Genomic DNA, 14,174 nt, shown 5'->3' on the forward strand with positions numbered 1-14,174 from the left:
ACTAGAGACTAGAAACTAGCAACTACTCAACTGCCGGATCGCTGGTGACGAGTTCCTCTTCGGGTTCGCGGAGGCCGACTCCGGCGCCCGTGTCGCCGTGCTCGGCCAGCTCCCCGTTCGGCTCGCCATCCTCGCCGGGCATCTGGAGGGATGCCAGCCAGTCGGCGCCCAGGTTCGACGGGAGGACGCTCGCCTCGGGAAGATCCGGCTGGATGGACTGGTAACGGGTGGCGCCCGTTCCCGCCGGGATCAGCTTGCCGATGATCACGTTCTCCTTGAGACCCCGCAGGTGGTCCGAGCGGCCGTTGATGGCCGCCTCGGTCAGAACCCGGGTGGTTTCCTGGAACGAGGCCGCCGACAGCCACGAGTCCGTGGCCAGCGATGCCTTCGTGATTCCCATCAACTCGGGCCGTCCCTCGGCAGGCTGGCGGCCCTCCTTGACCAGACGGCGGTTCTCCTCGCGGAACTCCCCGTAGTCGACCAGCTGGAGCGGCAGGAATTCCGAGTCGTTCGAGCGTGCTACCCGGACCCGGCGCAACATCTGGCGCACGATCAACTCGATGTGCTTGTCGTGGATGTCCACGCCCTGGTTCCGGTAGACCTCCTGAACCTGTTCCACCAGGTACTGCTGGCAGGCCCTCACTCCCTGGATGTCACACACTTCCTTGGGATCCAGCGGACCCTCCGTCAGAGGTGTACCCGGCGCGATCTCGTCGTTGTTGCGAACCCTGAGGCGAGCCCGGCGGGAGACCTCGTACTGGGTCTCTCCCTCCGAGGACTCGATCACGATGGCCCGTCCGCCGTCCTCCGTCTCTTCGATCCGGACCCGTCCGCCGACCTCGGAGAGCACCGCCTTCCCCTTGGGAGAGCGGGCCTCGAAGAGCTCGACCACCCTGGGAAGACCGTGGGTGATGTCCTGGCCGGCCACGCCACCGGTGTGGAACGTGCGCATGGTCAGCTGCGTTCCCGGCTCGCCGATCGACTGGGCGGCCATGATCCCGACCGCCTCGCCGGGCTCGACCATCCGGCCCGTGGCCATGCTCAGCCCGTACGAGGCCTGGCTTATCCCGTGGGGGATCTCGTCGGTCAGGGGCGAGCGCACCCGCACGCTCCGAACCTCCGAGGCGGCCTCCAGGGCGACCATGGCGTAACGGTCGAGCACCTCGCCGGCCACCAACTCCCGCCCGTCCTTCGTCACCAGCGGATCGTCGTCGACCAGCACATCGTCGACGAGTACCCGTCCGTACACACGGTTCCGCAGGTTGGTGATCAGCTGCCACTCCTTGCCTTCCATGACCCGGATAGGAATGCGGATGCCCCGATCCTCCGATTCCTCTTCCTGCACGATGATTTCCTGGGAAACATCGACCAGGCGGCGGGTCAGGTAACCCGAGTCGGCGGTCCGGAGGGCGGTGTCGGCCAGGCCCTTCCGGGCGCCGTGGGTGGAGATGAAGTACTCCAGCACGGTCAGGCCCTCCAGGAAGTTGGCCTTGATCGGGCGGGGGATGATGTCACCCTTCGGGTTGGCGACCAGGCCCCGCATACCGGCGATCTGGCGGACCTGCATCCTGTTCCCCCGGGCGCCCGACTTCACCATCATGTCGATCGGGTTGAAGTCGTCGCTGGCCAGGGTCTTCTCCATGGAAGCGGTCACCTCTTCGGTGGCCTCGGTCCATATCTCGATCAGCTCCTGATGGAGTTCGTCCTGGGTGATGATGCCGCGCTGGTACTGGCGATCCTGCGCGTCAGCCTTCTTCTGGTGCTTGTTGAGTATCCGCTGCTTGTCACGGGGCGCCCGCACGTCGCGCAGCCCCATGGTCAGCCCGGACCTGGTCGAGTAATCGAATCCCAACTCCTTGAGCCCGTCCAGGGTTCGCTGCACCACGTTCTTCCCGTACCGCTCGATGATCTCGGCGATCAGCACCTTGAGGTCGCCCTTCAGCACCACGGCATCGAGAACCGGGAAGTTCTCGGGCATGGCCTGGTTGAGCAGGGTCCGCCCGAGGGTGGTCTCGAACAGCCGGCTGCCGTCCACCGGCGTCTCGGTGATGAGGTTCGGGATGAAGTCGGCCAGTTCGGCATGCAGATCCGGATCGCCGGCGATCTCGCCCAAGCGCAGCTTGATCGGGGCGTGCAGGGATATCTCGCCCAGGTCGTAGGCCATCAGCGCTTCGTCAGGGTCGGCAAACACCCGGCCCGCCCCCGCGGCGTCCTCCACCTTCTCGGACAGGTAGTAGATGCCGATCACCATGTCCTGGGACGGCGCCACGATCGGGTAACCGCTGGCCGGGGAGAGGACGTTGTTGGTGGAGAGCATCAGGATCCTGGCCTCCGCCTGAGCCTCGGCCGACAGCGGCAGGTGGACCGCCATCTGGTCCCCGTCGAAGTCGGCGTTGAACGCCTCGCACACCAGCGGGTGTATCTGGATCGCCTTACCCTCGACCAGGATGGGCTCGAAGGCCTGGATGCCCAACCTGTGCAGCGTGGGGGCGCGGTTGAGCAGCACCGGGTGCTCCTGGATCACCTCTTTGAGCACGTCCCAGACCTGGGGACGCCGCCGCTCCACCATGCGCTTGGCGGATTTGATGTTCTGGGCGATGTCCCGATCGACCAGTCGCTTCATGACGAAGGGCTTGAACAGCTCCAGGGCCATGACCTTGGGCAGACCGCACTGATGGAGCATGAGCTGGGGCCCCACCACGATTACCGAGCGCCCCGAGTAGTCCACCCGCTTACCCAACAGGTTCTGGCGGAACCGGCCCTGCTTGCCCTTCAACATGTCGGTCAGGGACTTGAGAGGCCGGTTGCCCTGGCCGGTGACGGCCTTGCCCCGCCGACCGTTGTCGAACAGGGCGTCCACCGCCTCCTGGAGCATGCGCTTCTCGTTGTTGACGATGATCTCGGGAGCGTTCAGATCGAGCAGTCGCTTCAGCCGGTTGTTGCGGTTGATGACCCGCCGGTAGAGATCGTTGAGGTCCGACGTAGCGAACCGGCCGCCGTCCAGCTGGACCATCGGGCGGAGATCGGGCGGGATCACCGGCACCGACTCCACGATCATGCTCCGCGGAGAGTGCTTGCCCTCCCAGAACGGCTTCACCACCTTGATCCGCTGGGTAGCCCGGTGGCGGCGCTGGGCGGAGGTGGCCACCAGGTTCTCGCGCAGCATGGCCATCTCGGCATCCAGGTCGATCCGCCTCAGCAGGGCCTTGACCGCCTCGGCGCCCATTCCTCCCGAGAAATAGTCCGAATACTGGTCATCGAGCATCCGCCAGAGCTGCTCCGATTCCACCAGCATCTTGGGCTTCAGGCTGCGGAAGGTCTCGAAGGCCTCCCGGTAGAGATCGCACTCCCGCTCGCACCGGTCCTGGCGGTCGGCGATCTCACGCTCGACATCGCGCCGCCGCGCCGTGATCTCCTGGGGCTTGGCGCCCCCTTCCTCCATGCGCCGGATCTCTTCCTCGTGTCGCGCCAGACGGTTGTCCCGCCACTCCTCAAAGTCCTCGCGCTCCAGATCGATCTCGACCTCCATGCGGGCCTCCAGATCGGGCAGCTCGGACAGACGCTTCCTCTCGTCGAGTTCGGTGACCACGTAGGAGGCGAAGTAGATGACCTTCTCGAGCTCCTTGGGGGACATGTCGAGCAGGTAGCCGAGGCGCGAGGGAACGCCCTTGAAGAACCAGATGTGGGTCACAGGAGCGGCCAGCTCGATGTGGCCCATGCGCTCCCGGCGCACCTTGCTCCGGGTCACTTCCACATTGCACTTCTCGCAGGTGATGCCCCGGTAGCGGATGCGCTTGTACTTGCCGCAGGCGCATTCCCAGTCCTTCTGGGGACCGAAGATGCGCTCGTCGAACAGACCCTCCTTCTCGGGCTTGAGAGTCCGGTAGTTGATGGTCTCCGGCTTCTTCACCTCCCCGAACGACCAGGAACGGATCTGTTCGGGCGAGGCCAGGCCGATCTTGAGCTCGTCGAACACATCCCTCGTGGGCGCGCTGGAGGAAGCCGCGTAGCTCCCGTACGTACTGAACCGGTCAGGTGTTTGACCCCAATCCACGCTTATCAACCTTCTTCCCTGCGCTCCGGACGCGACAGATCGATTCCGAGCGACTCCGACGTGCGGTAGAGGTCCTCGTCCAGGTCTCTGAACTGGACCTCTTCCCCCGCCGACAGCAGCTCTACGTTGAGACACAGGCTCTGCATCTCTTTGATTAGCACCTTGAAGGATTCCGGAATCCCCGGTTCGGGTATGTTGTCGCCCTTCACGATCGACTCGTAGACCTTGACCCGACCGAGGACATCGTCCGACTTGATGGTCAGCAGTTCCTGGAGGGCGTAGGCGGCGCCGTAGGCCTCGAGTGCCCACACCTCCATCTCGCCAAAGCGCTGGCCGCCGAACTGCGCCTTACCACCCAACGGCTGCTGGGTGATCATCGAGTAGGGACCGGTCGAACGGGCATGGAGCTTGTCGTCCACCAGGTGGACCAGCTTGAGGATGTAGAGGTATCCAACCGTGATGGTCGTGTCGAAGGGCCGCCCGGTACGACCGTCGTAGAGGACCGCCTTGCCGTCGTCGCCCACGAGGCGCACCCCGTCCCGGTTGGGGAGGCTGTTGGCGATGACGTCCCGTATCTCGCTCTGGCGGGCGCCGTCGAACACGGGAGTGGCCACGGGAGATCGGGGCGGCCTGCCCTCCGCCGCCGGGGTCGCGCTCTTGAAGGGCCGCCATCCCTGAGCGGCAGCCCAGCCGAGATGTGTCTCCAGCACCTGGCCGAGGTTCATCCGGGATGGAACACCCAGCGGCGAGAGCACGATGTCGATGGGGGTTCCGTCTGCCAGGAAGGGCATATCCTCCTCCGGGAGGATCTTGGCGATCACGCCCTTGTTGCCGTGCCGGCCGGCGAGCTTGTCCCCTTCGGAGATCTTGCGCTGGCTGGCCACGCACACCCGTACCAGCTCGTTGACTCCGGGCTGGAGATCGTCGTAGCCGTCGTCCCGCCGGTAGACCCTTACATCGATCACCTTGCCGGACTCACCGTGGGGAACCTTGAGAGAGGAGTCTCTGACCTCGCGGGCCTTCTCGCCGAAGATGGCCCGTAGCAGGCGCTCCTCGGGGGTCATCTCGGTCTCGCCCTTGGGAGTCACCTTGCCGACCAGGTAGTCACCCGGGCCCACGTTGGCGCCCACGCGGATAACGCCCTCGTCGTCGAGGTCCTTGAGCACCTCTTCCGCAACGTTCGGAATGTCACGGGTGATCTCCTCGGCACCCAGCTTGGTGTCGCGAGCGTCGACCTCGTACTCCTCGATATGGATCGAGGTCAGCACATCCTTCTTCACCAGGCGCTCGCTGAGGACTACGGCATCCTCGAAGTTGTGGCCCTTCCACGGCATGAAGGCGGCCAGCAGATTCTTGCCCAGCGCCAGCTCGCCCGCTTCGGTGGAGGGTCCGTCGGCGATTACGATCCCGGCCGCCACCTCGTCACCGACGTCGACCACCGGCTTCTGGTTGATCGAGGTGCCCTGGTTCGAGCGCTCGAACTTACGCAGCCGGTAGCGATGCTCCTCATCGGTGCCGGTCTCGACGATCACGATCTCGTTGCCGTTTACGGAGGTCACCACGCCCGCCACCTCGGAGGTGATCAGATCGCCGGAATCCTGGGCCGCCCGGGCTTCCACGCCGGTGCCCACCAGCGGCGCCTCGGCCTGGAGCAGGGGCACCGCCTGGCGTTGCATGTTGGAGCCCATGAGCGCCCGGTTGGCGTCGTCGTGCTCCAGGAACGGGATCAGGGAGGTGGCCACCGAGACGATCTGCTTGGGTGATATGTCCATGTAGTCGACGTCTCGGGGCGGCACCCGGTCGATCTCGCCGCCGGCCCGGCGGACCAGCACCCGGTCACGAACGAAGGTGCCGTCCGGGTTCAACTCCGAGTTGGCCTGGGCGATCACGAAACGTTCCTCCTCCGATGCGGTCAGGTGCTTGGTGACATCGGTCACCCGGCCGTCCTCGACCTCGCGGTAGGGGGTCTCGATGAAGCCGAACCGGTTGACCCGGGCGTAGCTGGCGAGGGACCCGATCAACCCGATGTTGGGGCCTTCGGGGGTCTCGATGGGGCACATGCGCCCGTAGTGGGAGGGATGGACGTCCCGTACCTCGAAGCCTGCCCGCTCCCGCGACACGCCGCCCGGACCCAGCGCCGACAGGCGCCTCCGGTGGGTGAGCCCGGCCAACGGGTTGGGCTGGTCCATGAACTGGCTGAGCTGGCTGGATCCGAAGAACTCCTTGATAGAACCCACCACGGGCCGGATGTTGATGAGCGAGGTGGGCGTGATGGAATCCGGGTCCTGGGTCGACATCCGCTCCCTGACCTGGCGTTCCATCCGGCTCAGACCCACTCGGATCTGGTTCTGGACCAGCTCCCCGACCGTCCGCACCCGGCGGTTACCGAAGTGGTCCGTGTCGTCGGTACGGACCACCACCTCGTTACCGGCCCGGGTGGTCATGGTCTCCTTACCCTGCTGGAGGTGGATCAGGTAGCGGATGGTGTCGATGAAGTCGTCCGGGGTGAAGAGGCCGTTCTCGGTTGGGTGTCCCTCCGGGTTCTCGAACTTCTGGTTGACCTTGTAGCGGCCCACCTCGGTGAGGTCGTAACGCTTCGAGTTGAAGAAGATGGAACCGATCAGTCCCTTGGCGGAGTCCAGGGTGGTCGGCTCGCCCGGGCGCTGCTTGCGGTAGAAGTCCAGCATGGCCTCCTCCACGTCACCCACCGGGTCCTTCTCAAGGGTGTTGGCGATGACATCCGCGTCATGGAACAGTCGGAGGATCTCGTCATCGGTCTCGGCGATGCCCAGCGCCCTCACGAACGACGTGATGTACTGGCGCCGCTTGCGATCCACCCGTACGCCGACCGTTTCGCGCTTGTCTATGTCGAACTGCATCCAGGCGCCCTGGCCGGGTATCACCTTGGCGCCGTACACGTCCTTGTCGGAGGCCTTGTCGACGGAGTGGTCGAAGTACACGCCGGGAGATCGCACCAGCTGGCTCACCACCACCCGCTCGGTGCCATTGATGATGAAGGTGCCGTTGCGGGTCATCATCGGGAAGTCGCCGAGGAACACCCTCTGTTCCTTGATCTCCCCGGTATTGCGGTTTACGAACCGGGCGATCACGTGAAGAGGCTTGGAGTAGCTCGTGTCCCGCTCCTTCGCCTCCTCCTCGGTCATGAGCGGCTCCCCGAAATAATGATCGCTCAGGTCGAGAGCCAGCTGCCCGCCGAAGTCCTCGATGGGTGAGAGCTGCTGGAAGATCCGGCTGAGGCCTTCTTCGAGAAACCAGTTGAAGGACTCTCGCTGGACCGCGATGAGGTCGGGCAGGGGGCTGACCTCGGGGATCTTGGAGAAGGACAGTCGATCAACAGCAGGGGCTATGGCCAAAGCTTCCTCCTAATAGACACCCAACCGGTAACACCGGCCGGTTCGAACTCACTTGACCCGATACATCCGTGTTCCGACGCCAGTCCGGACACGAACTATCACCATGCTCTCCGAATATCGGTCGCCAATCAGGCGGGATGTGTGAAGGTACGCGCGCTCTCCCGACACCATAGGGCACAGCAAACCGGTAGTTTAGCACGCGGCAAAGCCCGCCTAAACCCGAAGCCTTAGGCGGAAGTCAACTCCTATCGACGGGCTCCCGTCGCTGCACCCTACGGGCTATGCCGTCCACTCCGCGGAGATGTTAACGGGACACCGGAGCGGCCGTCAACATCTGTTTCTAGTCTCTAGCCTCTAGTCTCTAGTCTGTAGTTCTTAGTAATTCACTATAGAACATCACTAGCAACTAGTAACTAGCAACTAGCAACTAGCGGGTCTCGACTGAGCCTCCGACCGCCTCGATCTTCTCCTTGGCGGCGTTGGCCTCCTCCTTGGAGACTGCCTCGAGGACGGTGCTGGGTAGGCCGTCCACCACCGCCTTGGCCTCCTTGAGCCCGAGACTGGTCATGGCCCGGACTTCCTTGATGACCTGGATCTTCTTGTCGCCGGATCCGGTGAGCACCACGTCGAACTCCGTCTGCTCCTCGGCGGGCGCCTCGGCGCCGGCGCCGTCGCCGGCCGCGACCGCCATCGCCATCGGGGCTGCCGCGGTCACGTCGAAGTGCTCCTCGAAGGCGTCGAGGAACTCCTTGAGCTCGAGGACCGTCATCTCCTCGAACACACCCAACAGTTCTTCAGTAGTCATGCTGGCCATTGCCATCCTCCTAGATTCCGTACTTTCGGCCGGTGCAGGACACCGGTGGCCGCGCCTGGGCTCGGCCTTATCCTTCTTCCTTCTTTTCGAGCAACTGCGAGAACACCGAGGCTGCGTTCCTGGTAAAGGAACCCATCAACGAGGCGGCTCTGGTCAGGGGCGCGTTGAATGCCCCGGCGACCTTGGCGAGCATCACATCCCGGCTGTCCAGGGTGGCGAGGCGCGCCACCTGATCGGCGGCGATGGCCCGGCCGTCGAGCATGCCGGCCTTGATGACCAGGCCTTCGTGGTCGCGGCTGAAGGCGACCAGTGCCTTGGCGGCCGGTACCGGATCGTCCTCTACGAACGCCACGGCGGTCGGACCCGTGAGCCACTCGTCGAGGTCGACGTGGCCGAGATCGTGGAGGGCGCGCCTGGTGAGCGTCATCTTCAGGACCCGGTATCTTGCCCCGGCATCCTTGAGGGTACGGCGAAGTTCCTGCTGGGCCGCCACCGGCAGGCTGCGGTACTCGGTCAGGAACGATGAGGACGAGGCCGAGAAGTAACCCTTGATGTCTTCAACCGCCCGGACCTTGTCGGGTCGTGGCATGAGGTTCCTCCGCTGGATTGCGGGTCGCGGGCCGCCCCGCGACTTTGCTGGCGGTCGGCCGCACGCGCCGGAACGGCGCACAGGGACAGCAAGGAGGAGTCGAGACGGATGCCTCGATCCGACCTCGGCAGGCGAATCCTCCCGGATTGCTTTACACCCGTGACGGGTACCGGCTGTCTACGGCCAAACATTCCCGGCCGGGACCGGGAAACCGCGGGCAGTGTAGCGGCCGCGCCCATCCTGCGCCAGGCAGGGGTCACCGCCCGTTGCCGGTTGCCGCTCGTCGGTGGGACGAGAAGACTGCTAGCTACCGGCTAGGAAGCCACGCTGGACAGGCGGTCCACCTTGGTCACGTCCACCCTGATGCCCGGACCCATGGTCGAGGCTATCGACAACCCCCTGAGATAGGTGCCCTTCGAAGCGGCCGGCTTCACCCGTAGGAGCTCGGAGACCAGGGCGATCAGGTTCTCGTGGAGGCGCGCCTCGTCGAAGGAGGCCTTGCCGATGGGAGCGGCCACGTTGCCGTAGCGATCGTTGCGGTACTCGATCTTGCCGGCCTTGAACTCGCCGACGGTCCGAGCCAGATCTCGGGTGATCGTCCCGGCCTTCGGGTTGGGCATCAGACCCCGAGGTCCCAGGATCCTTCCGAGGCGACCCACCTTCGGCATCATGTCCGGCGAGGCGATGGCCACGTCGAAGGTTATGTTCCCGCCCGAGGCGATCGACTCGATCAGTTCGTCGCCACCGACCACCTCGGCTCCCGCCTCCTCGGCCTCGGTTGCCAGGTCACCGACCGCGAACACGCCGACGCGAACCGCCTTGCCCGTTCCGTGGGGAAGCACCACCGTGCCCCGTACCAGCTGGTCGGCCCTGCGGGGATCGATCCCCAGCTTCATCACCGCCTCGATGGTCTCGTCGAAGCGGGCGGCGGCGGAAGCCTTCACCATGCGAACTGCCTCGAGCGGCTCGTAGTGGTGATACTTGTCGTATGCGGCGGAGAGCCGGTCGTAGCGCTTGCCCCTGCGGGCCATTGGATTCCTCCTTGTGGTCATAGCGAGCCACTCTCGCGGTAGCTCTCCCATCGGTGTTCGGTTGTAGTGGTCGGTCTGCGAAACAACCGGGTGCTATGGCGGCCATCGGCGTCCCGTCGCTGCGTTCCGCTTCCTCAACGTACCGCTGCGGGTACGCCTTCGTCAGCGGGCCTTGCGAGGAACACCGCTGCCGACGCCATACCACACCGACATTACACAGACAGACCACTAGCCCCGCTTCTTGGGGCGAAGGGCCCGGTCAGTCGGCGACGATGATTCCCATCGACCGGGCGGTGCCGGCCACGATGTTCATGGCGGCCTCAATGTCGTCGGTGTTCAGGTCGGGGAGCTTGGTCTCGGCGATCCGCCTGATCCGATCCCTGGACAGGGTGGCGACCTTCTCCCGGTGCGGCTCCGCCGACCCCTTCTCCACCCGAGCGGCCTGCCGGAGCAACACCGCCGTTGGAGGTGACTTGGTGACGAAGCTGAACGACCGATCGGTGTAGATGGTGATCTCGGCCGGAACGATGGTGCCCACCTGGGCCCGGGTGGCATCGTTGTAGGACTTGACGAACTCCATGATGTTGATGCCGTACTGGCCCAGGGCGGGCCCGACGGGCGGCGCCGGGCTCGCCTCGCCGGCCGGGATCTGAACCTTCAGGATGGCTGCAACCCTTTTTCTGCCCATGGTCCTCTGTCCTTACATCTCTCGTCTTAGTGATCCGGTCTCGGTCCGGCTAGTCGGTGGCGTTCTACTGCTTCTGGATGTCCTCGAAATCCAGTTCCATCGGCGTGTCCCGACCGAAGATCTCGACCAGCACGGTGACTTTCTGCTGGTCGACATTGATGTTCTCCACCACTCCGTTGAAGTCGGCGAAGGGCCCCCTCGACACCCGCACCGTCTCCCCGATCTCCCACGCCGGGCGGAACCTCGGGGCCTTCTTGGCCGCCTCTCTCTTGAGACCGAGGAAACGCTCCACCTCGCGGCGTGACAACGGGGTGGGCTGGAATCCGCCTCCCATCCCGCTACCCACGAACGAGGTGACTCCGGGGGTATTCCTCACCACGTTGAAGGTATGGGTGTCGTCGTACATCCGGATCAAGAGGTAACCGGGGAACATGCGCCGCTCCACCTCCACCTTGCGGCCGCCCTTGATCTCGACCACCTTCTCGGTGGGGATGACCACCTCGAAGATGCTCCCTTCCAGGTGCTGGGAGGTCTTTAGGGTGTCGAGGTTGGCGCGAACCTTTCTCTCGTGACCCGAATAGGCATGGATCACGTACCAGGACCCGCGCTTGTCGTAGGGACTGATCGGATCTTCCTCCACGAACTCGGGAACCAGTTCCTGAGTGGTGGCGGTCTTGGCTCCGTCCGCCGGAGTCTTCGCAACCGGCTGCTTCGGCTCGGGCTCGGCCGGGGTCTCGGCTTCCGCAACCTCCGGGCGGGGGGCTTCCTCGGCGGGTCCCGGCTCGGTCTCGTCACGGGATCCATCGGCCAGGAAGCCGGCACTCAGGAACGCCGCTCCCAGGGAACCGAGCGACGACTCCTCGCCATCTCCCGGCTCGGCGGGAACTCCATCCTGCTGTGTTGCTGTCCGTTCCGCCATGATCAACCTGTCAGAGCTCTGATCCCGGCCAGGACGGATCGGCTGAGGGCCAAGTCCACCAGGAATACGTAACCCGTCAGAACGCCGGTCGTGATGACGGTCACGGTGGTGAATGCGATCATCTGCCGGCGGTTGGGCCAGTTGACGCGGCTCAACTCCACCCGCACCTCGCGGAGGAACTGGACCAGCCGGCCCAAGCGGCCGGACACCGACCCATCGCCACCCGGCGAACCGGGGAGGGTACGGCGCCGGTCACCCTGCTGTTTGTTGCGCCGCTCTTCCCGCTCGGCCATGCGACGCATCTCGCGGTTCATTTTCTGCTGCCTTTTTCTTGTGGGTTACTGCGACGAGAGCCGCAGTGAACGAGTCGAGCAGGGGCGGAGGGACTCGAACCCCCAACCTCCGGTTTTGGAGACCGGCGCTCTAACCAACTTCGAGCTACGCCCCTCGGCTGCCGCAGGGAGTATACGAACAGGTCTGCCCTAGTTTAGACACCTCACGACCCGGTCCGGTCGTCGGTGGCCGGCCTCCCGCCTAGGCCGGCTTCCGGATCTTGGGCGATCTCATCCGGCGGGCCAGCACCACCACCCCTATGGCGGCGATCGATACCGCCGACGCCACCGCGGTGGTGGTTCTTCGATTGGTGGATCTGCGCTGTGCCGAGGGGTGGTCGGTTCCCACCTCGGCCGGATACTCCAGGCCGGCCGTCATGTCATAGGGCACGGGCTCGACCTGGGTTCGCAACGCGCCCAACTCGGCCAGCATCCTCCGCTGGCGAGCGGTGGCGGCCTGGCAGGACAGGCAGCCCCGGCGATGTCGCTCCATCACCGGGGGCAGGTCTATCCCGCCCGACTCGGCGCCGTGGAGGACCAGCCGGGTGAGGCCGCAGGTGGCGATCCGCGGGACGCGATCGAGGCTTGCTCGGTTCACCAGGCGGCTCAACGCGCCTCCTTCAGCAGCTCCCTCAACCGGAGATGAGCGCGGTGCAACCGCACCTTGGAGGCGGTCACCGAAATCGATAGCGCCTCGGAGATCTCCTTGTGCGACCAGCCGTAGACATCCTTCAGGATCACCACGGTGCGCTGGGATCGCGCCAGTTCTGCGAGCGCCGCCCCGAGCCGGGCGCGCAACTCGGTCCGCTCTCCCGCGACCTCGGGATTGCCGCGGTCGCTCGCCTGGGGTTGGAAGATCATGGCGTCGAGTTGGTAGGTGCGCTGGCGAGCCGCCCGTCCTTTGAGCGTCCAGGCGACGTTGGCCGTGATCCGGTACAGCCAGGTGGAGAAGCTCGAATCACCCCGGAAACGCCCGATGGCCCGCCACGCCCGGATCAGCGCCTCCTGCGTGACATCGGCGGCCAGGGTTCGATCACCCGTCAGCCGGACCGCCAGGGTGTAGACCTCGTGTTGATGGAGCCGGGCCAGCTCTCCGAAGGCGTCCCGATCACCCTGTCGCGACCGCTCCACCAGCTCGTTCACATCAGGGTCCAACCGGTGGTCCTGCACCGTCCTACCCGCTCCCGCCGTCCGTATGCATCTCGATGCTAGCCGAGACGTGATCTCCGGCTCCGGACGAGACTTTCGAGCCGAGGACGATCCGGCGCTCATCTCGATCCTTCACCAAGGTGGTGACCAGGGCAGCCTGGTCGGGATACAGGGGCCGCCGGAACCGGAAACGGGCCCTGACCAGAGGATGGGGCCCCGGCGACGATGCAGCGGCCGGCTGGGTAGCCCAGGCGGCCATCAGCAGGCCGTGGCAGATGACACCGCCCACTCCCGACTCGACCCCTCGTAGGTGGTCCCAGTGGACGGGGTTGAAGTCCTCGCTGGCGGCGGCGTACCGCACCAGATCGACCCGGGAGGCCGACTTGGCCAGCGGCGTGAGGGATTCGCCCACCGCGGGAAGGGACTCCGCCCGGGGAACGGAGTTGGCCCGGCGCGCCTCCGCCGCCGGCTCGGAACGCTCCGCAGCCGTGCCGCCCGGCGGACTTTCCGGGGACATGAGGAACAGCGATCGGGACGACAGCACCGTCCGGTCCGCGGAGTCGACGACCTCGGCGCCGAAAGTGACGAAGGCGGTGCCGGCCCGCTCCCGGAGGCGGTCGACCCGGGCTGAGATGGCCAGGTTGGCGCCGATCCGCCAGGGTTGACGCCAGGTGAATGCCTGCTCACCGTGGATGAGCAAGCGGGCATGCGATGCCACGCTCGGATCGCCCAGGAAGGAGGTGGCCACCTTGAAGAGAGCCGCCCCCGCGAAGGAGGGTGGGGCATAGGAGTGCCAGCGCTCGGGATCGTCGCCGGTCGCCGCCACGTATGCGGCCACCTGGGCCCGGCCGACCCCGAACCGCGCCGGGCCGTAGGTACGACCGGCCAGGTCCTCCAAGCCCGTCACCGTCCCGGCCTGCCCCTACAGGGCCGGCGTGGCGCCATCCATCAACTAGCGGGTTTCGCGATGCAGGGTGTGGCGCCGCAGGAAGGGGTTGTACTTCCTGAGCTCGAGCCGTCCGGTGGTATTGGTCCGGTTCTTGGTGGTGATGTAGCGCGACGGGGGCTTTCCCTCGGCCCTCGCCTCGGTGCACTCAAGGGTGATCTTGATGCGGCTTCCCTTTTTCTTGGCCATGGCGGCCCTCCCGCTGTCCGGTTCTCCGACCTGGTCTTCCTGCGTTCCCGTTATTCGATGATTTTGGTGACTGTGCCTGCTCCTACGGT

12 protein-coding genes and 1 tRNA gene are annotated in these 14,174 nt (G+C 65.4%); all 13 read right to left on the reverse strand.

The genetic code is table 11. The features are described from left to right. Nucleotides 1–22: 22 nt before the first annotated feature. Nucleotides 23–3,976 carry a DNA-directed RNA polymerase subunit beta' gene (rpoC, locus tag OXM57_14835; GenBank protein ID MDE0353954.1) on the reverse strand — a complete coding sequence of 1,318 codons (3,954 nt, stop codon included), beginning with the start codon at nucleotides 3,974–3,976 and terminating at the stop codon, nucleotides 23–25. Nucleotides 3,977–4,059: 83 nt separating this feature from the next. After that, a complete protein-coding gene (locus tag OXM57_14840; protein MDE0353955.1) occupies nucleotides 4,060–7,428 on the reverse strand; it encodes a DNA-directed RNA polymerase subunit beta in 3,369 nt (1,122 codons plus the stop codon). Between the two features lie 427 nt (nucleotides 7,429–7,855). Next, nucleotides 7,856–8,242: a 50S ribosomal protein L7/L12 gene (gene rplL, locus OXM57_14845; protein MDE0353956.1), complete on the reverse strand. Its 387-nt coding sequence runs from the start codon at nucleotides 8,240–8,242 to the stop codon at nucleotides 7,856–7,858. 67 nt (nucleotides 8,243–8,309) lie between these two features. Continuing rightward, nucleotides 8,310–8,831, reverse strand: coding sequence for a 50S ribosomal protein L10 (gene rplJ, locus OXM57_14850; GenBank protein MDE0353957.1), 522 nt, complete (start codon nucleotides 8,829–8,831; stop codon nucleotides 8,310–8,312). Nucleotides 8,832–9,145: 314 nt separating this feature from the next. Next, on the reverse strand, nucleotides 9,146–9,862 hold the full coding sequence (rplA, locus tag OXM57_14855; GenBank protein ID MDE0353958.1) for a 50S ribosomal protein L1: 717 nt from the start codon (nucleotides 9,860–9,862) through the stop codon (nucleotides 9,146–9,148). Between the two features lie 259 nt (nucleotides 9,863–10,121). Then, a complete protein-coding gene (gene rplK / locus OXM57_14860) occupies nucleotides 10,122–10,550 on the reverse strand; it encodes a 50S ribosomal protein L11 (GenBank protein ID MDE0353959.1) in 429 nt (142 codons plus the stop codon). A gap of 64 nt (nucleotides 10,551–10,614) precedes the next feature. After that, nucleotides 10,615–11,469: a transcription termination/antitermination protein NusG gene (gene nusG / locus OXM57_14865; protein MDE0353960.1), complete on the reverse strand. Its 855-nt coding sequence runs from the start codon at nucleotides 11,467–11,469 to the stop codon at nucleotides 10,615–10,617. Nucleotides 11,470–11,471: 2 nt separating this feature from the next. Continuing rightward, nucleotides 11,472–11,783, reverse strand: a complete 312-nt coding sequence (gene secE / locus OXM57_14870) for a preprotein translocase subunit SecE (GenBank protein ID MDE0353961.1) — start codon at nucleotides 11,781–11,783, stop codon at nucleotides 11,472–11,474. A gap of 58 nt (nucleotides 11,784–11,841) precedes the next feature. Continuing rightward, nucleotides 11,842–11,917, reverse strand: a tRNA-Trp gene (locus OXM57_14875). 86 nt (nucleotides 11,918–12,003) lie between these two features. After that, a complete protein-coding gene (locus tag OXM57_14880; GenBank protein MDE0353962.1) occupies nucleotides 12,004–12,411 on the reverse strand; it encodes a hypothetical protein in 408 nt (135 codons plus the stop codon). Continuing rightward, nucleotides 12,408–12,956 (reverse strand): sigma-70 family RNA polymerase sigma factor, encoded by a 549-nt coding sequence (locus tag OXM57_14885; protein ID MDE0353963.1) that lies wholly within the window; start codon nucleotides 12,954–12,956, stop codon nucleotides 12,408–12,410. Before OXM57_14885 ends, OXM57_14880 begins: the two co-directional genes overlap by 4 nt. A gap of 19 nt (nucleotides 12,957–12,975) precedes the next feature. Next, nucleotides 12,976–13,857 (reverse strand): MaoC family dehydratase N-terminal domain-containing protein, encoded by an 882-nt coding sequence (locus tag OXM57_14890; GenBank protein MDE0353964.1) that lies wholly within the window; start codon nucleotides 13,855–13,857, stop codon nucleotides 12,976–12,978. A 45-nt stretch (nucleotides 13,858–13,902) separates the two neighbouring features. After that, a complete protein-coding gene (rpmG, locus tag OXM57_14895) occupies nucleotides 13,903–14,085 on the reverse strand; it encodes a 50S ribosomal protein L33 (protein MDE0353965.1) in 183 nt (60 codons plus the stop codon). Nucleotides 14,086–14,174: the final 89 nt, after the last annotated feature.

The organism is bacterium, from assembly GCA_028820935.1.
Taxonomy (GTDB): Bacteria; Actinomycetota; Acidimicrobiia; order Spongiisociales; family Spongiisociaceae; genus Spongiisocius.